23 protein-coding genes and 1 pseudogene are annotated in these 24,572 nt (G+C 38.4%); 18 read left to right on the top strand and 6 right to left on the bottom strand.

Going from position 1 to position 24,572, the window contains the following annotated elements; translation table 11 throughout:
- The first annotated feature begins 53 nt into the window (after positions 1–53).
- From abc-f to ACQKMI_RS06715, 3 genes are all read left to right on the top strand, one after another.
- On the top strand, positions 54–1,853 hold the full coding sequence (gene abc-f / locus ACQKMI_RS06725; protein ID WP_427487859.1) for a ribosomal protection-like ABC-F family protein: 1,800 nt from the start codon (positions 54–56) through the stop codon (positions 1,851–1,853).
- Positions 1,846–2,637: a GNAT family N-acetyltransferase gene (locus ACQKMI_RS06720; protein WP_427487858.1), complete on the top strand. Its 792-nt coding sequence runs from the start codon at positions 1,846–1,848 to the stop codon at positions 2,635–2,637. Before abc-f ends, ACQKMI_RS06720 begins: the two co-directional genes overlap by 8 nt.
- A gap of 340 nt (positions 2,638–2,977) precedes the next feature.
- Positions 2,978–3,712, top strand: coding sequence for a hypothetical protein (locus ACQKMI_RS06715; protein ID WP_323649358.1), 735 nt, complete (start codon positions 2,978–2,980; stop codon positions 3,710–3,712).
- A 291-nt stretch (positions 3,713–4,003) separates the two neighbouring features.
- Here the strand turns inward: ACQKMI_RS06715 and ACQKMI_RS06710 are convergent, their stop codons facing one another.
- Complete coding sequence (locus ACQKMI_RS06710) at positions 4,004–4,936, bottom strand: beta-propeller fold lactonase family protein (protein ID WP_427487857.1); 933 nt, start codon at positions 4,934–4,936, stop codon at positions 4,004–4,006.
- 568 nt (positions 4,937–5,504) lie between these two features.
- On the opposite strand from ACQKMI_RS06710, the gene ACQKMI_RS06705 reads away from it, so the two are divergent.
- On the top strand, positions 5,505–6,035 hold the full coding sequence (locus tag ACQKMI_RS06705; protein ID WP_427487856.1) for a hypothetical protein: 531 nt from the start codon (positions 5,505–5,507) through the stop codon (positions 6,033–6,035).
- Between the two features lie 15 nt (positions 6,036–6,050).
- Complete coding sequence (locus ACQKMI_RS06700; protein WP_427487855.1) at positions 6,051–7,616, top strand: flotillin family protein; 1,566 nt, start codon at positions 6,051–6,053, stop codon at positions 7,614–7,616.
- Between the two features lie 53 nt (positions 7,617–7,669).
- On the opposite strand, the gene ACQKMI_RS06695 is transcribed toward ACQKMI_RS06700, so the two are convergent.
- Complete coding sequence (locus ACQKMI_RS06695) at positions 7,670–8,221, bottom strand: GNAT family N-acetyltransferase (RefSeq protein ID WP_427487854.1); 552 nt, start codon at positions 8,219–8,221, stop codon at positions 7,670–7,672.
- 17 nt (positions 8,222–8,238) lie between these two features.
- Positions 8,239–9,063, bottom strand: coding sequence for a methyl-accepting chemotaxis protein (locus ACQKMI_RS06690; protein ID WP_427487853.1), 825 nt, complete (start codon positions 9,061–9,063; stop codon positions 8,239–8,241).
- Positions 9,064–9,619: 556 nt separating this feature from the next.
- On the opposite strand from ACQKMI_RS06690, the gene ACQKMI_RS06685 reads away from it, so the two are divergent.
- The gene (locus ACQKMI_RS06685) at positions 9,620–10,825 is read left to right on the top strand and encodes an MFS transporter (protein WP_427487852.1); all 1,206 of its coding nucleotides are present in this window, start codon (positions 9,620–9,622) and stop codon (positions 10,823–10,825) included.
- Positions 10,826–10,959: 134 nt separating this feature from the next.
- A complete protein-coding gene (locus ACQKMI_RS06680; RefSeq protein ID WP_427487851.1) occupies positions 10,960–11,634 on the top strand; it encodes a peptidylprolyl isomerase in 675 nt (224 codons plus the stop codon).
- Positions 11,635–11,700: 66 nt separating this feature from the next.
- Here ACQKMI_RS06680 and ACQKMI_RS06675 read toward each other — a convergent pair whose 3' ends face one another.
- The gene (locus tag ACQKMI_RS06675; RefSeq protein WP_427487850.1) at positions 11,701–12,483 is read right to left on the bottom strand and encodes an enoyl-ACP reductase FabI; all 783 of its coding nucleotides are present in this window, start codon (positions 12,481–12,483) and stop codon (positions 11,701–11,703) included.
- Between the two features lie 639 nt (positions 12,484–13,122).
- The gene (locus ACQKMI_RS06670; protein ID WP_004232564.1) at positions 13,123–13,371 is read right to left on the bottom strand and encodes a ferredoxin; all 249 of its coding nucleotides are present in this window, start codon (positions 13,369–13,371) and stop codon (positions 13,123–13,125) included.
- Positions 13,372–13,478: 107 nt separating this feature from the next.
- Between ACQKMI_RS06670 and ACQKMI_RS06665 the strand changes: the two genes are divergently transcribed.
- From ACQKMI_RS06665 to ACQKMI_RS06630, 8 genes and pseudogenes are all read left to right on the top strand, one after another.
- Entirely contained in the window at positions 13,479–14,507 is a 1,029-nt protein-coding gene (locus ACQKMI_RS06665; protein WP_427487849.1) for a helix-turn-helix domain-containing protein, read from the top strand.
- Positions 14,508–15,950 carry a RecQ family ATP-dependent DNA helicase gene (locus ACQKMI_RS06660; protein WP_427487848.1) on the top strand — a complete coding sequence of 481 codons (1,443 nt, stop codon included), beginning with the start codon at positions 14,508–14,510 and terminating at the stop codon, positions 15,948–15,950.
- A gap of 229 nt (positions 15,951–16,179) precedes the next feature.
- Positions 16,180–16,947, top strand: a complete 768-nt coding sequence (locus ACQKMI_RS06655; RefSeq protein WP_427487847.1) for a LysM peptidoglycan-binding domain-containing protein — start codon at positions 16,180–16,182, stop codon at positions 16,945–16,947.
- Positions 16,948–17,106: 159 nt separating this feature from the next.
- The gene (locus tag ACQKMI_RS06650; protein WP_427487846.1) at positions 17,107–17,862 is read left to right on the top strand and encodes a metallophosphoesterase; all 756 of its coding nucleotides are present in this window, start codon (positions 17,107–17,109) and stop codon (positions 17,860–17,862) included.
- A 327-nt stretch (positions 17,863–18,189) separates the two neighbouring features.
- Complete coding sequence (locus tag ACQKMI_RS06645; protein WP_427487845.1) at positions 18,190–18,339, top strand: hypothetical protein; 150 nt, start codon at positions 18,190–18,192, stop codon at positions 18,337–18,339.
- 213 nt (positions 18,340–18,552) lie between these two features.
- Positions 18,553–19,518, top strand: a complete 966-nt coding sequence (locus ACQKMI_RS06640) for a YpdA family putative bacillithiol disulfide reductase (RefSeq protein WP_427487844.1) — start codon at positions 18,553–18,555, stop codon at positions 19,516–19,518.
- A gap of 165 nt (positions 19,519–19,683) precedes the next feature.
- A pseudogene (locus ACQKMI_RS06635) lies at positions 19,684–20,088 on the top strand (glycerol-3-phosphate acyltransferase); the annotation flags it as partial.
- Between the two features lie 23 nt (positions 20,089–20,111).
- Entirely contained in the window at positions 20,112–20,285 is a 174-nt protein-coding gene (locus ACQKMI_RS06630) for a hypothetical protein (protein WP_427487843.1), read from the top strand.
- A gap of 28 nt (positions 20,286–20,313) precedes the next feature.
- On the opposite strand, the gene ACQKMI_RS06625 is transcribed toward ACQKMI_RS06630, so the two are convergent.
- Positions 20,314–21,282 carry an asparaginase gene (locus ACQKMI_RS06625; RefSeq protein WP_323649323.1) on the bottom strand — a complete coding sequence of 323 codons (969 nt, stop codon included), beginning with the start codon at positions 21,280–21,282 and terminating at the stop codon, positions 20,314–20,316.
- A 338-nt stretch (positions 21,283–21,620) separates the two neighbouring features.
- Here ACQKMI_RS06625 and prsW point away from each other — a divergent pair, with 338 nt between their 5' ends.
- The 3 genes from prsW to ACQKMI_RS06610 all read left to right on the top strand — a co-directional run bounded on the left by prsW (position 21,621) and on the right by ACQKMI_RS06610 (position 24,513).
- The gene (prsW, locus tag ACQKMI_RS06620; RefSeq protein WP_427487842.1) at positions 21,621–22,295 is read left to right on the top strand and encodes a glutamic-type intramembrane protease PrsW; all 675 of its coding nucleotides are present in this window, start codon (positions 21,621–21,623) and stop codon (positions 22,293–22,295) included.
- A gap of 97 nt (positions 22,296–22,392) precedes the next feature.
- On the top strand, positions 22,393–23,214 hold the full coding sequence (sleB, locus tag ACQKMI_RS06615) for a spore cortex-lytic enzyme (RefSeq protein ID WP_427487841.1): 822 nt from the start codon (positions 22,393–22,395) through the stop codon (positions 23,212–23,214).
- A 15-nt stretch (positions 23,215–23,229) separates the two neighbouring features.
- The gene (locus ACQKMI_RS06610; RefSeq protein WP_427487840.1) at positions 23,230–24,513 is read left to right on the top strand and encodes a PepSY1/2 domain-containing protein; all 1,284 of its coding nucleotides are present in this window, start codon (positions 23,230–23,232) and stop codon (positions 24,511–24,513) included.
- Positions 24,514–24,572 lie beyond the last annotated feature (59 nt).

Raw genomic sequence — 24,572 nt, 5'->3', positions numbered from 1 at the left:
GTCTTTTTTGTGTCTATAGATGTTTTTCGCACGTTTCAATGGAGGAAAAAACGATGCAAATTAAAGCTGAACAAATAGAAAAAATTATTGGTGGAAATGTTTTATTCGAAGGGCTTCAATTAGAAGTAAATACAGGGGAGCATGTTACCATTGTTGGCGTGAATGGCAGCGGGAAAACAACTTTATTACAGTTACTAGCTGGTTTGGATACACCGGATAAGGGGCGAATCATAAAAAGCAAGGAAGCGACAATTGGTTATTTACATCAAATTCCGCATTATCCCACGTTATCTGTGAAGGAAGTGCTGGAGGAAGCATTTGCTGAAATCTATGCAATAAAGGCAAAAATGACAAAGCTTGAGCAGGAAATGCAGTTAGCTGTAACAGAAAAGGTACTTCAGCAATATGGTCATGTACAGGAACAGTTTATGCTGCAGGGTGGCTATGAAATGGATGCGCAATTAGCGATGATTGCAAACGGCCTAGGTATTACACCATTACTTGAGCAGCCTTTTAGTAGTTTAAGTGGCGGGGAGAAAACAAAGGTGATGCTTGGGCAAATCCTGTTAAGTAACCCTTCTATTTTGCTATTAGATGAACCGACGAACCATTTAGATATGCAGGCAATAGAATGGCTAGAAAATTATGTCCGAAACTTTGCGGGAATTGTTATTGTAGTATCGCATGATCGCCAATTTATGAATCAGATGGCTCACAAAATAATTGAGATTGAGGATGGAGAGGCATTTACGTATATTGGCAATTACGATGCATTTGTAGCACAAAAAGAAGCTAAAGTAGAACAGCAGTTTGCTGAATACGAAGAACAGCAAAAGAAAATTAAAAAAATGCAGGAAACAATAAAACGTTTAAAGCAATGGGCAAATGAAGCGAATCCGCCAAATGCTGGCTTGCATCGACGTGCTAAAAGTATGGAAAAAGCACTGGCCCGTATAGAGCGTGTGAAGAAGCCTACTACGAAAAAGAAAATGAATTTAGCTTTAACAATGGCTGAGCGTAGTGGTAAAGAGGTTGTACAAATGAAGGGCATTAGCCATGCATTTGAAAAACCATTATTTAAGGAAAGTGATTTAGCGGTTTACTTCGAAGAACGACTGGCGATTGTGGGTGGCAATGGCAGTGGGAAATCAACGTTATTAAAAATGATGCTAGGTGAAGTAGAACCGAATGAAGGTGTTTGCAATGTCGGCAGCAGTGTTAAAATTGGCTACTTATCGCAACAGTTTGAACATAAAAATCCTGCCATTCGTTTAATAGATGCCTTCCGTGAGAGCGTCTCTGTGTCAGAGGCTGAAGCACGTCATATTCTTGCTCAGTTTTTATTTTATGGCTATGACGTCTTTAAAAAAGTGAAGGATTTAAGTGGCGGTGAGAAAATGCGCTTACGTCTAGCACAGTTAATGCATGAGGATATTAATTTATTGATGCTGGATGAGCCGACCAACCATTTAGACATTGAAGCGAGAGAGGTATTGGAGGATACACTGGAATCCTTTGAAGGGACTATTATTGGTGTTTCGCATGACCGTTATTTTTTACAAAAGATTTTTACAAAAGTTGCATGGATTGAGCATGAATCGATTCAAGTGTTTGAAGGTGATTATGAGTGGGCAAGACAAAAACGCTTAGAAATAGTAACAGAACCAGTAATAAAAGAAGCTCTTGAAAAGATCTACGTGACTAAAAAAGAGATACCCATTGAAGAACAAATTGAAAAGCTCGAAATGAAATTAAAGGAGTCTACACTTGCTAAGGAGCAACGTCATAAGCTTGAACAGCAGCTAGAAGATTTATATGAAAAATGGGTTGAAGGAGGAACAGAGCATGCATAAAATTGAGCATATCATGCAGCTAGATATTGATTATATTAAAAGTTTTAGTGAGATGGAAACATATAATGAAGGCGTATTTTTTTACAATAAGGAAATGCCAACCTATTACGACGCCAATCATGCACATATATGGAGGAAGATTACCGAGCCGGATATGTTTTTAAAGAAAATCAAGAATTTCTATCAGTCGAAATCACTTATCCCTAGATTGTATTTATACAATGTTGAGGAAAATCAGTCTTGTATAGAAGCATTAGAAATCCATGGCTTTCAATATGAATGTTTTACAGATGATGTACAGTGTTGGAATGGTGAATACGCGCAATTATCACATAATCCAACCATACAAATTGAACGTGTAACAGATGCCAATAAGGAGGAAGCATTAGCCGTAGAAATGAGTATTGCTACATTTGGGGAGCCTGCATTAATTGAAAAAGCCTTTGAACAAACCTATCATTCTCCGCATTTTACGTATTATTTATTAAGAGTGGATGGCAAAGCTTGCTGTACTGCCAATATTTTCATCTCAGGGAAACAAGGGAGAGTTGAGAGTGTAGCGACGATTGAAAGTTACCGAGGACGAGGTTTGATTGGGTATATTCTGCAGCATATTCAGCAAGAGTCAGTAAAGCAAGGGTTAGAGTATCTCTGGATCTTGCCAATCAATGAACAGGTTGCGAAGGTCTATGACAAGGCAAATTTCAAATCAATAGGTAAATTAAAATCAATTCATGCCTTTACTGAAGGAAAAAGCATTCATCAAATACGACAAGATGCCTAATTAGGATGAAAAATAAAAATGCTAGAATCTATTTTAGGATCACTTAGTGAATGTCTATAAGTGGTGCAAGGAAAGAGCTATTTTTGGGAGGAGACAATTTTGCTTATTTTAGACGTGAAATATGTTTGAAACTATGTGAAAACAAGCTAGTAAAGGATAAAGTGGTAAAATCGCCCGTTAAATAAATATAGCAATCCTGAATAGGAACGACTACTCGGAATTTTTGAATAATTGTTCGAAAGAAGGATTTTTAAACTTTAAAAGTTTTTTACTTGAAAAAATGGCGTATTCGATTTATTGTCTTTAGAGATACTTGTTTAATGGACTTGGAGGATATGGAATGCACGGAATTTATATACGCTATAATGTCTCAGAAGAAACCTCAGCAGCACAATGGCCAAAAAAAATGGATGCATTTGCGTATGTTCAACGAGGAAAGCCACAACAAGACAATGACAACTTGCTGTCGATGGAAGAGCTAAGAAGCCACGCCATTCGCTATATTAAAAGCTTAAAAGACAATGCAAGTGATCATTTAGTAGAACAGCGCAACGGTGAAATTGAGCACTTTGATCGACGCTATATAGAATCCTTAAAGCTAAAGGAAAGCATCGATTCACAGCTTATTAATCTAGAAGAAATTCGTTTACTTTTACAGTTAATGAATGTATTAAATTTATCACATGGTTTTGGAGAAAATGCTGGAAAGCTACTACGTCAAATTACCCCATATGCAAAAGAGGTAGAGCATCCAACTTTCCAGACTACTCGTGTTGAGCGACATTTTTATTCAGAATTAATAGAACAAATTGAAGCTGTATATGCACGAATTATGCGTCAACACAACCCATCAACGACTGAAATGCAGCAAGCAGAAAAGCTATGGACAGCAGTTTGTGAGCAAGCTATTGAAAAGGTAGAGTCACGAATTGAACGCTTGTCTTCTATCAAGTTAAAGCATGAGAAAAATTTACTAGAGTTTAATCAATTAAAACAGCAAAATATCGAGGCAAAGGAACGCCTGGATATTGCTGTCAATGATCTTGATGCTATTTTAAATGTATTAGAATCCTAAAGGCTTTGTTAATGGCTATATAATGCGGGTTGAGTGGGGGTAGCTATGAGCTAGCCCCACTTTTAGTCCTATTTTCAATAGCACGGAACTACCCATATATTTAGAAGGCAGTGAACAGCAAGGAACCATTAATCGCTAGGTGAAACAAATTGTATGGTCACAAGTTCTACGTCAAACATTTTAAGGTAGACTAACTTCATAACAAAATAGAACAGACATACTTCAATTAACCAAATGGCAATAGAAAGTATGTCTGTTTTTATGCAGATGAACTAGTGGAGGTGCCTATTATTAGAGCCCCGAAATCATGCAAATTGTCCCGGTTTTTATACCAGTAGGACCGTTAAACCCTGGGATTGTATCGATTACTGTTTCTGTTGCTATATCTATGACGGACACAGTATTGTCAAGTTGATTTGTGACATATGCAAGTGATTCATCCGGCAAGATGGTTACTTGGTCAGGTGATAACCCTACAGGGATTGTAGCAATCACCGTATTTGTAGCTGTATTTATGACAGATACAGTATTACCACCTTTATTGACAATGTAAACAAGTGTTCCATCAGGTGTAATAGCTGTTCCCACAGGTCCTGTTCCAACATTAATTACATCAACTACCGTATTTGTTGCAGTATTAATTACAGATACAGTGTTACTATTTTCATTTGTAACGTAAGCAAATTGTCCGTTCGGTGTGATAACGATTGATCTTGGGCGAATACCAATTCCCATTATATTAGTGATAGTAGCAACTACGGAATTTGTAGCAGTATTTATAACGGATACTGAATTTGAGTTTTCATTTGCAACGTAAGCAAACGCACTATTCGGAGTAAAAGCTATACCTTGAGGTTGAAGCCCAACTCCAATAGTAGCGGTTACGGTATTTGTAGCTGTACTTATGACAGATACAGAGTTAGCTCCAATTCCATGATTTGATACATAAACAAGTGTTCCATTTGGTGAAACCGCTACACCAAGAGGTTGAGATCCTACTGCCAATGGAATGGTAGTGACTACCCCATTTGTTGTAGTATCAAAAACCGTTACATTATCCGAGAAGAGAGCTGGAACATAACCAAACGCTCCATTTGGTGTAATCGCTACTTCTAGTGGAGCTGTTCCTACTGGAATAGTAGCGACTATTGTATTGGTCGCCGTATCAATTACTGATACCATATTATCAGGAGTAGCTAACTGACCAGCGTCTGTAACGTACACTAAAAAATGACACGGTGGTGGAATTGGTGGTTCAGGTATAAATGGTGGCTTACAACGACAAGGAGGACAAAAACCGCAATCATGACAACGACAACTTGGATTTGATTTAAACTTGAACTTGATCCTTTGAAAATTTTTATGTTCGTTCCCCACGATACACACCCTTTCTATTATATATTGACACTATATGCAAACAGATTTATGTTGCTTGTACGTTTTACCTAAACCAAATACTTTTGTGTCGAATGGTCGGGTATTTGAGTTGGTGAGCATTGTTTGACTCTCAAATTACAGGGTTCTTTAACCACATTAAATATACTAGAATATAGTAAAGCATGCCTGCCGATAGGAGCTTCTAAATAAAGCCCCATCAGTGACATGCTTTTTTATTCGTAAAAACGCCACGTCCTATGGCATTACTGAAATGATTGATATCATGTTGGTCCTCATTTATCTGAGGTATATTTGATAAACCTATCATTCAAAATTAAGAAAATATGAAAAATTACGAAACTTTCTGTGGGTTGTATCCGTATAGTAGGTAATACAATGAAAAGGGGTGAACAACTTGACGCTATTTGGCTATTCACTCGAACAGATCTTTTTAGTGGTATTAATTTTCGGTGGTCTTGCAACTCTTTTAATTATGTTTTTTGGTGATGCTGTCGAGGGCATTGGAGAGGGGTTACCGATTTTTAATCCGAGTGTCATTCTATCTTTCATTACGTTGATGTCAGCAACAGGGTTTATTTTAGAAAAATTATCCTTCTTCCCTAGCGTTTGGAACATTGTTGCTGCTTGTATCATCGGAGCTATTTTAAGTGCATTATTTTATTTATTTGTTCTTGTTCCGCTACGATCGGCTGATGTTTCTTTAGCTTATACGGAAGAATCGCTTGGTGGCCAGTTGGGAAAGGTCATTATCCCAATCCCGATAGATGGTTTTGGAGAGGTAGTAATTGAAACGACTAGCGGAATGATTTCGAAGCGAGCAACAGGTTTTGACAATGAGGCTATCGATTACGATACGACGGTACTTGTTGTTGAAGTGAAGGAAGGAACACTTTTTGTGAGATCTTATGATAAAAAATTTTCCTAAAGGAGCGATATAAATATGTCAATGGAGATTTTAATTGTTATAGGGATTGTAGCCTTTGTTTTAATTGCACTAGTTGCACTGTATGTGACAAAGTATCGTACAGCGGGTCCTGATGAAGCACTGATTGTGACAGGTAGCTATCTTGGCTCAAAAAATGTACATAAAGATGAGTCAGGAAATCGGATAAAAATTATCCGTGGTGGCGGTACATTCGTATACCCAATTTTCCAGCAAGCACGGCCATTAAGCTTATTATCTAGTAAGCTTGATGTGACTACACCTGAGGTTTATACGGAACAAGGTGTACCGGTAATGGCTGATGGAACAGCTATCATTAAAATTGGTGGCTCTATTTCTGAAATTGCAACGGCAGCAGAACAGTTTTTAGGGAAGCAAAAGGATGAGCGTGAAAATGAGGCGCGCGAAGTGTTAGAAGGTCATTTACGTTCAATTTTAGGTTCGATGACGGTTGAGGAAATTTATAAAAACCGTGATAAATTTTCTCAGGAAGTGCAACGTGTTGCATCCCTGGACTTGGCGAAGATGGGTCTAATAATCGTTTCCTTTACGATTAAAGACGTGCGCGATAAAAATGGCTACTTAGACTCGCTTGGTAAACCACGTATTGCACAAGTAAAACGTGATGCGGATATTGCTACTGCAGATGCTGAAAAGGAAACACGTATTAAACGTGCTGAAGCATCGAAAGAAGCACAAAAAGCAGAGTTAGAACGTGCGACAGAAATTGCAGAAGCGGAAAAGGATAATCAATTAAAAGTAGCTGATTATCGCCGTGAGCAGGATATTGCAAAAGCTCGTGCAGACCAAGCATATGAACTTGAAACGGCTCGTGCAAAACAAGAAGTAACAGAACAGGAAATGCAAATTCGCATTATCGAACGTCAAAAGCAAATTGAATTAGAAGAAAAAGAGATTTTACGTCGTGAGAAGCAATATGATTCAGAAGTTAAGAAAAAGGCTGACGCTGATCGTTACGCTATCGAACAAAATGCAGCTGCGGCTAAAATGCGTGAACTAGCACAGGCAGATGCGGAGAAATACCGTATCGAATCATTAGCGCAAGCCGAAGCAGAGAAAATTCGCTTGGACGGTCTTGCGAAAGCGGATGCTGAGCGTGCAAAAGGGGAAACGGATGCTGATATTATTCGTCTTCGCGGTCTAGCAGAAGCTGAAGCAAAACGTAAAATTGCGGAAGCTTTCGAATACTATGGTCAAGCAGCTGTTCTTGATATGATTGTACGTATGATGCCTGAATATGCGAAAGAGCTTGCGAGTCCGCTTGGCAATATTGATAAGATTACTGTTGTTGATACTGGCAGTGGGGAAGGAAGCGGCGGTGCCAATAAAGTAACTGCCTACGCAACTAATTTAATGTCAACATTACAGGAATCGTTGAAGGAAACTTCAGGGATTGACGTTAAAGAACTAATTGAAAGCTATGCAGGGAAGCATACATTGCGTCCTGAGCTAGAGCAAATAGCAGTAGGCTTAGGAAAGCAAGCGCAAGCTACAGCTCATGAAACGCAAGAAGAGATAAAAGAAACAGTTGAACAAAAATAAAATTTTAGCCGCCTGATATTTGTAATATCGGGCGGCTATTTTTTGAGAAGCTTTTATTTTTCTTTAATTTGTTTCCACTCACTAGCGAGCATACCGTAAGCAACATGGTCGACATAATGATCATAAAGCCATTCTGCCGCACGGATCGTTCCCTCTTTTGTAAAGCCTAGACGCTCAGGGATGGCACGGCTTTTTGTGTTGCCCTCAGCAGCGCGAATTTCCACCTTATTGAGCTGTAAATCCCCAAATGCATATTGTAATAACGCCTGTACGGTCTTTGTCATAATACCATGTCCTTGAGCTCCTTCACTGAGCCAATAGCCAATCGCTGCAATTTTATTGCTATGATTAATCGTATTAAATCCAGCAATGCCTACTATTTCATTTCGAAAAATGATGACAAGTGAGAGGCTACTTTTAGCTTCTTGTCCTTTTATACAGCCTTCTATATATGCCGTTGTATCGGCTACTTCCTTTGTAAAATCCAGCCACGGCAACCATTCACGTAAAGATGCTCGTGATACATCAGTTAAGGTAAAAACAGCATTTGCATCTTCTAATTCGATAGTACGTAAGGATAGTTCAGGATTAATTGTAATTTGCATTGTTTTTCACCTCTTTATTATTTTAAGGCATCGTGCATAAAGCCCTTCATTTCATGACTAAGAACTGTTAACTCCTCAATAATTTCACTGAAATCTTGAACGAGTTGAGCCTGTTCATTTGTAGCGTCATTGATTTGCCCCATATTTTGCTTCAGGTTGTCAAGGTTTCTATTTATATTTCGAAGGGATGATTCAATGTTTTCAGTGGCGCTGGATGTTTCGAAAGAGAGCTTTCTAACTTCCTGCGCTACGATGTTAAAGCCAGCGCCATGCTGCCCCGCACGGGCTGCCTCAATAGATGCATTTAAGCCGAGTAAATTTGTTTGGCGAGAAATGCTTTTTATTAAATCTGTTACTTCATTTGTCTTCTCAGAATCTTCAAGTGCGTGCTGTGCTTGTTTGTTAATTTCCTCACTAGTTGCTGATAATTCCTCTGAATGTGAGGCAATAGTATGTACTTTGTCCTGTAGGCTGTTTACAATGCTATCCATTGTGCCTATATATTCCTCGAGTTTAAGTTCATTGTCGATTGGCAGTCCAAATGCTAGGGCTCCTACGACTTTGCCATTTTCACGGATTGGAAATGAAAAAGCATTGATGGCCACTCCGTATACATCCTCTGGTATAACGACATCAGCATTTTTTCCATTGAAGGCAATGAAAACATTTTGGTCATTAGCATTTACCTTTTGTCCATTTAGATAGCCTGAATCTACACGGTTGCCAGCTAAATAATTTACAACTGTTTCACTTTCCTTCTCAATGACAGCCACGATTGCTTCTTCCTTTAATGCAAGGTGGATATAGGGTGCTGAAAGAGCCAAAGCTTCAATAATCTTCATAAAAATTCCTCCAAGTCTATGCAACGAAAATAGGTTTAGTCATCGGAGCTCATATTGCAAAGATTGCTAGATGATTACTTTCACTGTAACACAATATTTGCCAATTCAAAATAGATATTTATTTGAAGATATGTAATTGCAGTCACGGGAAGATTATCAAATAAATAATGCATTCAACAATAAAAACAGTAGCTTCATCACCAATTGTTGTGGATGACATTTGTTAAAACGTATGCCATATAGATAGGTTGATCTTCGTTACGACTGGGCGACTCCTTGGGGATTAGCAATAGAGGATCGAAGGCTAAAAGCATCACATCCTGTGATAACGCCTTCGTGACCAACATCGTGTTGGCCCGAGACCTTGGAGCGCAAGTGAAGCGGCTCATCGGATGCCCCCAGGAAAGCGCCTAGTCGGAACGGAAGTCAACAACACGTTATGGCAATGATTCAAACTGCGGCAAATTTGTCTATTTTTTGACAAACAATCGTGAGTTTTGAAGATTATTGTATTAGAATAATAGTAGCATTGGAAGTACGTTAAGGAGAGAGAGAAATGGATTACATTCAAAAGGGTACTAAGGCATTCCATAAGGCAAACTGGGCTTTATTTTTAGCGGGCTTTATTACCTTCGCCAACTTATATGTAACACAGCCATTATTACCAACATTTGCGAAGGAATTTCATGTATCACCAGCAGTTGCGAGTTTAACACTTTCTGTGACAACCTTTGCGTTATCGATCAGTATGATTATTGTTGGCTCATTATCAGAGGCATGGGGCAGGAAATCTTTGATGACCATTTCTATTTTTGCGGCATCTATTATTACGCTTGCTCTTGCTTTTTCTCCTAATTTTGAAACAATCTTAGTGTTACGTATTATACAGGGCGTTGTTTTTGCAGGATTGCCAGCAATTGCGATGGCTTATTTAGGGGAGGAAGTGGATCCATCTAGTTTAGGTATTGCAATGGGCTTATATATAAGTGGGAATTCGGTAGGTGGGCTTAGTGGTCGAGTTATTATAGGCACATTAACGGATCTTTACAATTGGCAGGTGGGGATGATTGTACTTGGTGTCATCAGTATTATGATTAGTGTGTTATTTATATGGATGCTTCCTAACTCCAAGCATTTTATAGCTCGTCCATTACAGGTGAAATCATTGGCGACATCTCTTTTACAACATTTAAAGGACCCATCCATGCTTTGTCTTTTTGGTATTGGCTTTGTATTAATGGGGAGCTTTGTAACTCTTTATAACTACATTGGCTTTAAATTGATGGCGCCACCTTATAATTTAAGTGCTACGATTGTTGGTTGGATTTTTGTGATTTACTTAGTGGGTACTTTTAGCTCTGCTTGGTTCGGTAGTCTAGCTGATCGATATGGCCGTCAAAAGATGCTGTTATTGTCCATTGCCATCATGTTTACAGGGGCAATTTTCACATTAATTGAGTTACTTAGTTTGAAAATTTTAGGAATTACAATTTTTACATTTGGCTTTTTTGCGGCACACTCGATTGCCAGTGGCTGGGTTAGTAAACGAGCCACTCATGATAAAGCGCAGGCTTCTTCTCTCTATTTATTTTTCTATTATTTTGGTTCAAGTGTTGGAGGAACGGTAGGAGGGGTATTCTGGATGCATTACGGCTGGGCAGGCGTTATTGGTATGATTACTGTATTTTTAGTCGTAGCATGCTTGCTATCTTTTTTATTAAAGGGAGTTATTGCTAAACAACGCATTGTAACAGGACACTAGAAATTTATCAATTTTGGTAGTTTTATATTTTATGTAACTATAACAACTTCATCAGCTATTATATAAAAATGATTTGTCGTAAACTATCTGATAGTATAATGAGTAGACTGGTTATAAAGAGGAGTTGAAAGAATATGTTTGCACGTAATAAAGGATTTTCTTTGGTCTTTGCTTTGCTGGCGGTAGTTTTAGTTTTGACAGCTTGTGGAGCCGCTAAAGAAAGTGAGCAATCGGAGGGAAATACTACAAAGAAATCGGAAGAAAATGCGGATTATTCATCAAAAGTGAAGGAAAATCCAATTGTGACGATTACGATGAACGATGATAAAAAAATCGTCATCGAATTAGAGCCTTCTACAGCACCGAATACGGTAGCTAATTTTATTTCCTTAGCTAAAAAAGGTTTTTATGATGGTCTTATTTTCCATCGAGTTATTCCTGATTTTATGATTCAAGGTGGAGATCCATCGGGTAATGGTACGGGTGGACCAGACTACTCGATAGAAGGTGAGTTTTCATCAAATGATTTTAAAAATGATTTGAAGCATGAACGCGGTGTTATTTCAATGGCTCGTTCAAATGATCCGAATTCTGCGGGATCTCAATTTTTCATTATGGTAAAGGATACATCGCAGCTTGATGGCGAATATGCTGCCTTTGGGAAAGTAATCGAGGGGATGGAAACAGTAGATGCTATCGCTGCTGCTGAACGAGATGGTGCAGATAAACCATTAAAAGATCAGCAAATGAAAAAGGTAGAAGTAGATACAAAGGGCTTTGATTATCCGGCTCCAAAGGTACTAAAATAACAGATTTGTAAATCCGAAACAAAAAAGCATGAGAGATCAATTTTGATCTTCCATGCTTCTTTACATTTAACCCATAATATTGTAGCCTGCGTCGATGTAAATCGTTTCGCCTGTTACACCGCGAGATAAGTGAGAAAGCATCACGATTGTCATGTCTGCCACTTCATCTTGTTGAACATTACGTTTTAATGGAGCTGTTTCTTCGATTTTGTGTAAAATTGTATTGAAAGAAGGAACACCTTTTGCAGCAAGTGTGCGAATCGCTCCAGCTGAGATCGCATTAACGCGAATATTATCTTTACCAATATCTGCAGCAAGATAGCGCATAGATGCCTCTAATGCAGCTTTTGCTACACCCATAACATTGTAGCCATCAAGAACACGCTCTGCTCCTAAGTAGCTCATTGTTACGATAGAACCACCTTCAGTCATATATGGATGTGCGGCCTTTGTTGCTGAAATAAGCGAATAGGCACTTGTATCTTGTGCAAACGCATAGCCATCACGAGTTGTATTTAAGAAGCGATTGTGTAAATCTTCTGCATTAGCAAACGCTACTGAGTGCACGATACCATGGATAACGCCTACTTTTGTACCGATTTCATCGAAAGCAGCTTTTGTGCTTTCGTCGCTGTTAACATCACATTGTACGATTAGTGAATCGGATTGTCCGATTTTCTCTAATTGCATTTGTAATTTTTTTAATGAACGTTCTTGACGATATGTGAAAATAACATTTGCACCTACGTCAAATAAACGTTTTGCGATACCCCAAGCAATACTTCGATCGTTTGCCACGCCCATTACGACAATATTCTTATCTTTTAATTGTAATAAATTATCCATCATCTAATAAGAACCCCTTTATGAAATAATATCTGTTATTAGTACCAACTACTAAAATCTTATCATACATAAAAAATGGTTGCAATAACAAGATGAAAAGAGTGAACAACTTTACGTTGAAAAGTACAAAAAAAGTCTCTGCTATAGGATGTTAGAGACGAATTTGGTAGATGTTATTTTTTGCAGCAAGATTTTTAAATTAATAAACATGGTATAAGAATTTGTTACTAAGTGATTCGTATGTAGAAAATTGGCTCATCGCCAAAAGTTGTGAGTGACATTTGTTAAAACATATGCCAAGTATTAGTTGATCTTCGTTACGACTGGGCGACTCCTTGGGGATTAGCAATAGGGGAACGAAGGCTAAAAGCATCACGTCCTGTGATAATGCCTTCGTGACCAACATCCTGTTGCCCCGACGCCCCCAGGAAGCTTTGCTCTGTGCGAAAGCGAAGCGGCAGCAAATGTTTTATCTGTGCGAAAGCGTAGCGACAGCAACAACAAAGCGCCCAGTCGGAACGGAAAACAACCACACGTTATGGTGATGAGCCAGAAAATTAACATGCAATCTAATTTTGGTGTTTGTAACGAGGGAAAAAAATAAAGGCACCCAGTTAAGGATGCCTTTAAAGATACTTAAAATTATTCGAATTTTAAAGAATCGCCATCGAAAGTTTCGTCTGCTACTTTGATTGAGTCAGTAGGGCATCCTTCGAAAGCATCTTGCATGTCTTCTAGTAGATCTTCTGGAACTTCAGCTGTTCCCATGTTATCATCTAAAATAACGAAGGCAATACCTTCATCATCATAATCATAAATATCTGGTGCAGCGGCTCCGCAAGCGCCACAAGCGATGCATGTATCTTTATCAACAATTGTGTATTTAGCCATTTTTTTTTCTCTCCTTTTAAATGTTCCTACAAAGCTTCATACTCATTTTAAAGATGTTTATCTTACTTTTCAACATAAATACTATTAAATTGGAGGAATTTGCGTCTATGTTTCATCAAATTTTATTGCAAATCTTTCAAAAACTAAATAACGAACGAACTATTTCAGCTGCTTATCATGTACTAAGAGGAAAGCGCTCAGGTCAGACTATTCAAGACATTGGCCTATTTCAGTTACATAATTATTTCGGGCTATTACCTAAGTTACCTCGGAAGACATTTGATGAAGCCGTAACTTCATTTTTGCAGTATAGTTGGTTAATAATGCAAGAATCTGGTCACTATTCCATGAAAGAGCTAGGTTTACAGCGAGCAGAGCAGTCGCCTGACTTTTTATTTGACGGATGGCACTATAGGGGAAATGAGCATGTATTTTTTGCAAGGTTCTCGTTAATTGTTCAAAGTTTATCTTATCAAAATGATGGGATTCGTTCATTTTCTCCTATTAGTAGAGATACGAATATTCAGTCCTGGGTTCGATCATTTTTATTCGAGCATCACTATCAAGATGGGCATTTACAGCAACAATTATTGGAGGAATGTGAACAGTTGCTTTCTGTGTTACCAGTGTCAGATGCCAGCAAGCAGCTCGTCCTCTATCGGTTGAGCGGTCATAGTTTACCAGGATGGACGTGGCAGCAGCTTGCTAGTCAACGTCAGGAAACAGTTTTAGATTGTCAATTAGCGTTTATAGAATTGCTACATACTTTATTAAATGAAGTTCATCAGACAAATGATTATCCGCTGCTTGGTAAAATGGCAGAGGGGTTAAGAGTAAAAGCATTATTAACCGATTCAGCGCAGCAAACAGCACATTTATATGAGCAGGGCTATTCAATTGAACAAATTGTGCAAATAAGGAAATTAAAACAAAGTACAATTGAGGATCATTTGGTAGAATTAGCCATGAATGAACCGAACTTTTCGATTGGTCCATTCGTCTCTTATGAAGAAGCGGAAAAAGTTTGGCAGGCATCGAAATACTATCAAACTAAAAAATTGAAAACATTGCATGAGGTAGTTGAAGGTATGAGTTATTTCCAGTTAAGGCTTGTCCTCGCGAAAGGGGAAGTATAAATGGAACTTGAACAAACGTTAGCAAAGTATTTTGGCTATACAACATTTCGTCCAGGTCAAAAAGAGGTCATCGAAGCAATTATGGAGGAAAAAGATGTTATTGCTTTATTACCAACTGGAATGGGGAAATCACTTTGTTACCAGCTACCAGGATATATCTTACAGAAGCCGGTTTTAATTGTTTCTCCTTTGCTATCTCTCATGCAGGATCAGGTAGAGGAGCTAAAACGCTTTGGTGAAAAGAGGGTAGTTGCCTTAAATTCTTTTTTAACAATAAGTGAAAAACGCTATGTGTTACATTTTTTAGAGCAGTTTCGCTTTATCTTTACGTCACCAGAGATGCTTTTACAGCAACAGGTTCAAGACAAGCTTTCACAAATGCAGCTTGGTCTTATCGTTGTGGACGAGGCACATTGTATTTCACAGTGGGGCTTTGATTTTAGACCAGATTATTTACGAATTAGACAATGGTTTTCACAAGTAAATCGTCCACCGGTTTTAGCTTTATCAGCGACTGCGACGAATAAAGTAGTCAATGATATACGAGATACATTGTCGCTAGATACACCGTTTGAGTTTTTGTACAATGTGGATCGGCCTAATATTCATCTTGGGCGTGTTGTATTTGAGGATAGGGCAGATAAAGCACATTGGATTATGCAGCATGTTAAGGAGACCGCAGGACCGGGTATATTATATATGTCTTCGCGGAAGCGTGCTGAACAATATAGTGAGGCGCTTATACAGGCAGGTATCCGAGCAGCAGCTTATCATGCAGGCTATGGTGCTGAGGACCGTCAGTTTATTCAGCAACAGTTTATTGACGGGGAACTCGACTGGATTGTGGCAACGAATGCTTTTGGAATGGGTATCAATAAGTCAGATATTCGTCAGGTCATCCACGAAACGATGCCTTCTAATGTAGAAAATTACATGCAGGAAATTGGCCGTGCAGGGCGTGATGGTCAATCAGCGCTCGCCATTTTACTATATAGTGATGGTGACGAGGAACTTGCGAAATTTGTTGTAACAGGCGATTTGCCAACAGCTGGTCATGTGGATCGTTATCAAGAACTACTAAATCAACAAGTACACCCTTCACAAATGTTGAAAAATGGAGAGCTGAGTGAGACCGCTTTTCGTGTGCTTGATTACTGGCTGCAACAAGAAACGATGGAACAAGTTAAAGTGCGTTTAAATCATTTGGCACTGGAAAAATATCGTGCTGTCGATAAAATGCATATAATTACCCAGACAAAAGACTGTATTCGGACACAGCTAGTCGGGTATTTTGGGCAAAAATTGCTGAAAAAACCAGAAAACTGTTGTGAAAATTGTGGAATCCATTATGATGAAATCAATAAGATACGCTTGACGGTAGAGAAGAAAATAGAAATGATCCCATGGAAAAGTCGCTTAAAGCAACTCTTAAAGGGTGTTTAGAGGCTCATCACCAAAAGTTGTGGATGACATTTGTTAAAACGTATGCCATATATAAGTTGATTGCAGTGAAGACTGTACTCCTCCGGGAAAGTGCCCAGTCTGAACGGAAATCAACTCCACGTTATGGTGATATGCCCTTTTTAGACTATAACTGACGGTCATTTACTTTTTTCGCAAAATTAGTCATAATAGAATGATAGAATGCGTAGTGAGGTTGGAGGAAAGGCGAATGAGTAAAGAAGATTATCGCGATAAAATCGAAGAACATCGTCAATCTTTTGAAGATGAACAAAAAGAACAGCAAGCTTTATCTAGAGTTGCAAGAATGAATAAAAATGGAAGTAATAATAAAAAGCCAAAAAATACAAAACGAAAAACGCCATTAATGACGATTCTTTTTGTAATTTTTATCTTAATTCCATTATCAATATTAATCTATTTCTTAAAATTCTATGAACCCGGATCAACAATTGAAGAGGCTGAAAAAAATTCTACGGAGCAAATTGTAGAATTTGACAAGTCAGGGGATAAAACTGTACCTGTGTCAACAGACAAAAACAAAGAAGGCGATAAAGCAGGTAAAGCCGACAAAGCAAAAGAAGCGTCTAAGAAAGACGCTGAGAAATTAGCAGCTGAACAGAAGGCAGCAGAGGAAGCGAAAAAAGCCGAAGCAGCCAAACAGGCAGAGGAAGCTAGACAATCCGAAGCAGCTAAGAAGGCAGAGGAAGCTAGAAGAGCACAAGCCGAAGCGGCTAGACAAGCAGATGCGGCTAGAAAAGCTGAACAAGCACGAAATGCTGAGGAAGCACGAAAAGCAGAAGAAGCAAAACAATCTGCAAAATCAAGTACCCATACTGTAAAAGCGAATGAAAATCTATATCGTATTGCATTGAATCACTACGGTGATGGCAGTGAAGCAACACTAGCGAAAATCCGTGCAGCAAACGGTATGTCTACAAATACTCTATCGGTTGGACAAGTTATTAAGTTACCATAAGAAAACAGGTGTCATTCTTTGGCAATGATGTTTTTCTAGTATAAAATAATGGACAAACGTTAACACCAAATAGGGTTGAGGCGTACGTCTGATTTGGTGAAAAGGCGATTCTTCTTTTAAATGAATCGTCTTTTTGCTTTCGTAAGGAGAAGTGAACGAATGATTTATTTTGGACTATTTATTTTAGTAGTCATCGCGTCCATGCTTTATATGTTGAAGGTGGCACATGAAAATAATGTTTTACATCATCAATTGCTATTAAAGGGTGAACAGGAAAAAATCCGACTATTTTTTATTTCGGATACCCATTTACGCAAAATTAATCGCCAGATGATTGAGCAGTTAGATGGTCCATTTGATGCTATTATTATTGGTGGAGATTTTGCAGATGGACGTACACCTATTCAACGCATTCATGACAACCTTAAATTATTAACGACTCTAGGACCAACTTATTTTGTATGGGGTAATAATGACAGAGAAGTAGGTGAAGAGCGATTTCGAAGTATTTTACAGGACCATGGTGTTCAGATTATTGCCAATGATGCTGTATTACTACCTAAAAAAAACCGCTTTTGGCTTAATGCAATTGAAGACACATCTATAATGAAAAGTAGATTTGATGAAGCATTTGCAAAGGTAGAAGAGAAAGACTTAGTTGTTTTCATCTCACATAACCCTGGTGTTTTTGCAGAGGTCCGTGCAAAATTTAGAGCAGATTTAATGATGGGTGGGCATTTACACGGTGGTCAAATTAGAATTGGCCCATATGGGGTGCATCCTAAAGGCTCATATCGTGAGCGTGAAGGTGTGATGACGTTAGTAAGCAACGGCTATGGTACTACATTATTACCTTTCCGACTTGGTGCGAGACCACAGTGTCATATTATTGACATTGAAGTTTCGGATAAATAAACAACCAAAATTCGTTAGAAGGCGTATAATGGAAGCGATAAGGATTTATTCGGTAAAAGCCTGATTAATCAATTATGCCTCGGCATAATTGCGTCCGGAATCGGCTTTGTGCATAGGCCTGCATGAGGGCCGACACGATGTCGGTCATTTCGGTAATGCCACAGGACGTGGCGTTTTTACCGATGCAGGTCAGTTAGCCGTTATCGCACGGATGCGATGATTTTAGGCTAACATCCCCTAAGAACTCCTTTCCGGTTTCCGTGACATCCGCCGGAGGCTTTGGGCCAACAAATGTTTTTCTGTGCGAAAGCGTAGCGTCAGCAACAGATGTTTTTTGCGCGAAAGCGTAGTGCTAACGTAGCGTCAGCAAAAGGTTTTATCTGTGCGAAAGCGAAGCGTCAGCAACAACAGCAAGATGTTGGTCACTCAGTCGTTGCCACAGGACGTGGCGTTCTTAGACTGAGTTCCTCTTTTTAACGGATGTTTGGACACCTGCTGAAAAGTAACTTAAACCCGCATTCATCTCACCATCTATAGAGGTGGGAGACTTCTGTACCTGCCGCTACGCTTTCGGTACAAGAGACTTTTGTAACTGCCGTTTCACTTACGTTACAGAAAATAATTGCTGAAAGAAGTTAAAAGTAAAGTATTAGCAAATTGCTAATACAAAGTTGATAGGAGTGTCAAGAAATGCAGCAAGTAGATGCAATTATTGTTGGCGGAGGCCCATGTGGTTTAGCAGCAGCAATAGCCTTGCAAAATATTGGATTAAAGCCAATTGTCATTGAAAAAGGGAATATCGTAAATGCGATTTACAATTACCCTACACATCAAACTTTTTTTAGTACGAGTGAACGACTAGCTATCGGCGATGTGCCCTTTATTATTGAAGGTCGTAAACCAAAGCGAAACCAAGCACTAGTTTATTATCGAGAAGTTGTACGTTTGAAGGATATTCAAGTAAATCGTTTCGAGAAAGTAAATAGCGTTGTAAAAAATGGAGCGATGTTTACAGTTACGACAGATAAAGAGGTTTATACAACACCTTATGTTGTGATTGCAACAGGCTACTATGACCATCCAAATTATTTAAACATTCCAGGTGAGAAATTACCGAAAGTCTACCATTACTTTAAAGAGGGACATGAATTTTTTGATACTGATGTTCTTGTAATAGGTGGGAAAAATTCGGCAGTGGATGCAGCACTTGAGTTGAATAAGGCTGGAGCTCGCGTCACTGTTGTCTATCGTAATAGTGAGTATTCACCTAGCATCAAGCCATGGGTTTTACCCGAATTTGAAGGACTAGTACGAGATGGAGAAGTCCAAATGCATTTCAATTCAAATGTGCTTGAAATCCGTGAGCATGAGGTCGTTGTAGAAATAGATGGTAGCGAGAAAACTTTAAAAAATGATTTTGTTTTTGCGATGACAGGCTATCATCCAGATCATTCATTTATTCGAGCAATGGGTGTCTCTATTGATGATGAAACGGTTCGTCCGTTGTTTAATCCAGAAACTATGGAAACAAATGTAGAAGGATTATTCATTGCAGGAGTTATTGCAGCTGGAAATAATGCCAATGAAATCTTTATTGAAAATGGCCGATTCCATGGCGATTGTATTGCGAAGACAATTGTAGAAAAAGATAAATAGTAATATGAGCTGTATAGGCAAGTAAGCTGCTTATACAGCTTTTTTTAAAACGTCGGATAAAGAAGAGCCAGAGCGACGGATAGAAGGGCGAAACGACGGATAGAAGGGCAAAGTGACGGGTAGAAGAGCGAAGCGTTTCATCAGACGCACACGTATGTCGTTGGAAAAGCATATGGTGTTAACTTACAGGAAGAAAGAAGTAAAAACCTAGGGGCTCGAAATGCTGGTAGTGTGATTGGGAAAGGTGCTTTTATTTGGACCTTTTTAGGGGATTCTTTAAAAGGTGCGCTCATTGTTGGTGTAGGAAATTTATGGCGTTTCGAGGAATGGGAAATAGTTTTAGGTGCTAGTTTGGGTATGCTTGGGCATATGTTTCCGTTTTGGCTTAAGTTTAATGGAGGAAAAGGAGTAGCAACTTTTATAGGGATAGGTCTGGCATTATCACCTAGCTTGTTGCAGCACTACAGGCATATCCAGAAAGATATGAACAGCTACAACAACGCTTTAAAACATTGCTGCAGCTACCATTCATGCAATATTAAGTTGCAACTAGACAGTATCCGATGCTAATCACTTTACAACTTCCTAAGGCTTTGGCAAATCTACAGAGCGATTTAATTCTAAATGTTTTTTATGTTCATGCGGATAGCCAATACTTACGTCAAAGAAATTTCATGCAGCTGTCTATTTTTCAGCCAGATTTTGAGATAGCAATCAATCATTTACATAATATTTTGGATTATTATAATCAAATTATAGATGCATAAGCTAAAGTGAATTTCGAATACACTAGCCTTACATGAAAAATTCCTTTAAATCAATAGGAGTTCCAACTTTGTTGAGCCCAATTAATAATTTTAATCGAGCTTTTTGACCATTAATGCCGGTTGCGAATATAGCTCCTAGGTCTTCGAGCATTTTGCCACCACCAACGTAGCCGTAGACACCTTCTGCGATACCATTAAAACAACGGGATACGAGTATAACTGGAATACCGCGCTCTATGAGACTTTCAATACCTTTAACAACTGATGGAGGGACGTTGCCTTGTCCAAGGCCTTCTAATACAACGCCATCATATTTACATGCGAGTACTACATCAAGTAAGTCAACCTCCATGCCAGCGTACACTTTTAGCATGGCTACTCGTTTTGATAATCCATCAATGTCTACATATTGGCGGCGAATAGGAGCATGATGGAATAATATTCTTGATTTTGTAATAAGTCCAATCGGGCCATATTGAGGTGACTGGAAGGTATTTACTGAACTGGTGCTTGTTTTTGTAGTATTAACAGCAAGGTGGACTTCGTCATTCATGGCAACAAGAACACCTTTCTCACGAGCTTCTTCATCTACAGCTACACGGACGGCTTCTACTAAATTATAAACCCCGTCTGCACCAAGTTCGTTTGAGGAGCGCATGGCACCTGTTAATACAATAGGAATTGATAAATCAGTCGTTAATTCTAAAAAGTATGCTGTTTCTTCTAATGTATCAGTTCCATGGGTGATCACAACACCATCAATTTTCTCCTCTGCAACTTTTTCGATAATAAGGTTACGTAATTTAAGCATTTCTTTTTGAGTAATATGTGGTGATGGGAGGTTAAATGCCTCCATTTCAATAATTGTAGCAAGTGCATCAAGTTTGCTGCTTTCCTTCATTAGAGGATTTTCCTTGTTAGGCATAACGGCACCTTCATCACTCATCGCCATAGAAATTGTTCCACCTGTATGAATTAATAAAATTGTTTTTTTCATAAAATAATATCTCCTTTTAAAAAGTTTTATGTCATAACATGGTATAATAATAGCAGTTTATCTTCATGCAATAGATGTTTTTTGTCGAAAAATGTCACGAAAGTTTTCCGCCTAAGACATAGACGATATTTTTGTCCAATAACCGACAGGAAAAGATAAACGTAGGCTATGAAATTTTACATCCTGCGAAAATGCTAAAGTTAACCAACATTTTGGGGCTGACGCTTCACCTTCGTACAAAAAACATTGTTGGTCTAGAGTCAGAAGGATGTCACGAATTTTAAGATCTTAACATCATTATGTCAAGATGAAATTGATTTTTGAAAGGGGCCGGCATCATGATCATTTTATTATCAGCTGCCATTGCTCCCGGTCTAGCGCTTTTTAGTTACTTTTATTTGCGCAATCAGATGGCAACGGAGCCAAGAAGAACCTTACTTCAAACGTTTTTGTATGGCGCATTTTTAACGTTCCCAATCTTGTTCTTACAATATGTTCTGACAGAGGAAGGGGTCTTTCGATATCTTTATCTACAAGATGTAGTTTTTTCAAGTGTAGTTGAAGAGTTTTTTAAATGGTTTGTTCTTTTAATCGCAATCTACAATCATGTAGAATTCGATGATCCTTATGATGGCATACTGTATGGTGCAAGCGTATCTCTTGGTTTTGCCACGATTGAAAATGTGCTTTATTTATTTTCTTTCGGTTTGGATACTGCATTTATGCGTGCATTATTACCTGTATCAAGTCATGCTTTGTTCGGTGTTGTAATGGGCTATTATTATGGACGTGCCAAGTTTTCAAAGTTTGCAAAGACGAAAGAAATGATTGCTATGGCGCTTTGTGCACCGGTAGTATTACACATTTTATATAATACAATTTTATCATTTAAAGGATATTGGGTATATTTAATGATACCTTTTATGCTATTTTTGTGGTGGTTTGGGCTACGAAAAGTCAAGCTCGCTCACTATCACCTAGTGCAACATTTGCATATGCATAAAAAAATATAAAGCGCAGAAATCTAAAAAAGATTTCTGCGCTTTTCTATTTTTTGAATGTATAAAATGAGTCGTTTGTTTCAAGCTAAAAAAAAAAGGAGTGATGATAGTGCGTTTAGTAAGCATAATGTTTGCTTTGATGTTGGGGATTAGTATATTTGCTATTCCGCAAAATGACGCCATTGCATTTACCGAGCAACAGATTTCTCGTGGTGCTTATGGAGATGATGTAATTGAGCTACAAGCAAGGCTACAATACTTAGGATTTTATAAAAGTAAAATTGATGGCAAATTTGGCTATAACACATATTGGGCTTTACGAAATTTTCAACAAAAATATGGTTTACCAGTCGATGGAATTGCCGGTGCCAAAACTAAAAAAACTTTATCAGGTTATTCAGATTATGATGCAGGATGGGTTAAGGCGCAATTAAATGCAGGAAATCAATTTACCTATTATGGTGGTGTTCCACTTGAACAGCAAGTAAAAACAAATACTGGCGGTGGTGGAGGAGGAGGTAAAAGTAGTGGAAGTAGTAATAATAATGGGACTAAAACTCAAGTACCTCCAAAATATACTGACAGAGATATACAATTAATCGCGAATGCGGTTTATGGTGAAGCTCGAGGAGAGCCTTATGAAGGTCAGGTAGCAGTAGCGGCCGTTATTTTAAATCGTTTGGAAAGTCCTGAATTCCCGAATACTATTTCAGGTATTATTTTCCAACCGCTAGCATTTACTGCGGTGGCAGATGGACAAATTTGGCTTGAACCAAATGAACGTGCAAAAGAAGCAGTTCTTGATGCTATGAATGGTTGGGATCCTTCAGAAAATGCACTTTATTATTTTAATCCGAAAACAGCTACAAGTAAGTGGATTTGGTCACGACCACAAATTAAACGAATTGGAGAACACATTTTCTGTTCATAAGAAAGGAGGAAAAAAATGAGAACTATGCTCGTTATACTCACTGCGGCAGTTATTGGCTTAGGGGCATATAGCATTAATATGCACGGAAAAAATGCAAGTTTACAACGTACTGTGCTTGCTCAGTACACGGATAATTTAACGGATGCATCTGAGAAATTATCGCATCTACAAAGATCTGTTTCACAATCTCTATTGTTTAGGGATGACAATGCCATTCACAATGAGTTAGATTCTGTTTGGCGACTGAGCTCTGACGTTCGATCTTCTATGTCGAATATTCCTATCGGGCAGGAAATGTCGAACGACTGGTTAAGTTACTTAGGGCGCCTAGGAGATGAGGCAAAGAGAACATCTAAAACAGGTGATTACCAAGCTTGGCGAGAAAAAATGCCAAAAATCTCTACAAATTTACAATCACTTTCAGATGAATGGTCTGCTGCAACAGTAGATTTTTATAAAAATAACGGCAAGATGGATGTCTGGTTACGACAAGTAGATACTAAGAACCCAAATACAACATTTGATAATGTACAAAAGACATTAAAGGATTACGGCGAAAAAGACTTCCCACTAACATTAAGTGAATCAGATTGGCAGAAAAAAATAGATCTTCAAGCATTACAGGATTCAGTCATTACTGAAAAAGAAGCATTGGAAAAAGTAAAACAATTATTCCCTATTATAAAAGATGCAACATTTACTGTTACGAAAAGTAGCGATACTGCACCATATCCGTTTTATCATATCCAATTCCACCAAGGTATTCGTTTAGGATATGTCGATCTAACAGAAAAAGGTGGGCATTTACTATCCTATTTAGTGGAACGTCCAGTAGATGAAGCAAGGCTATCACAAGATGAAATTATGAAAAAAGCTGAAGAATATGTAAAACGACTTGGAATGAATGATGTAGCATTTGTGGAAACTCGTGAAAACCATCAAGCATGGCATGTGACTTTTGCACGTGTTCACCCTGGTGATAATGCATTGGTTTATGCAGATGGGGTGCAATTAAAGCTTGCTAAGGATACAGGCGAGTTACTTGGTGCAAATGCGATGGAATATATTCAAGAAGAGACGATTAAACCACAAACTGCAAAACCAATTGATTGGAAAACTTTCTTTGATCCCGACGTGAAAGTAGAAGAAGTAAGAAATATTTATACAGATAATGGTCAATTTGAACAGCGTCTTTGTTATGAGGTAATTGCGGTTCGTGATAAAAACACGCAAGAAACGTTCAGAATTGTTATTGACGCAGAAAATCACAATGTTTTAAAAGTGGAATATTTAACGTAACCCATGAAAAAACTACCAGTTTTCATATAGCCAGAATGGGTATCTCGTGCGATAATAAA

This window comes from Lysinibacillus sp. NPDC097214 (assembly GCF_050277945.1).
GTDB lineage: Bacteria > Bacillota > Bacilli > Bacillales_A > Planococcaceae > Lysinibacillus > Lysinibacillus xylanilyticus_B.
This window is presented reverse-complemented; position numbering and strand designations above follow the sequence as displayed.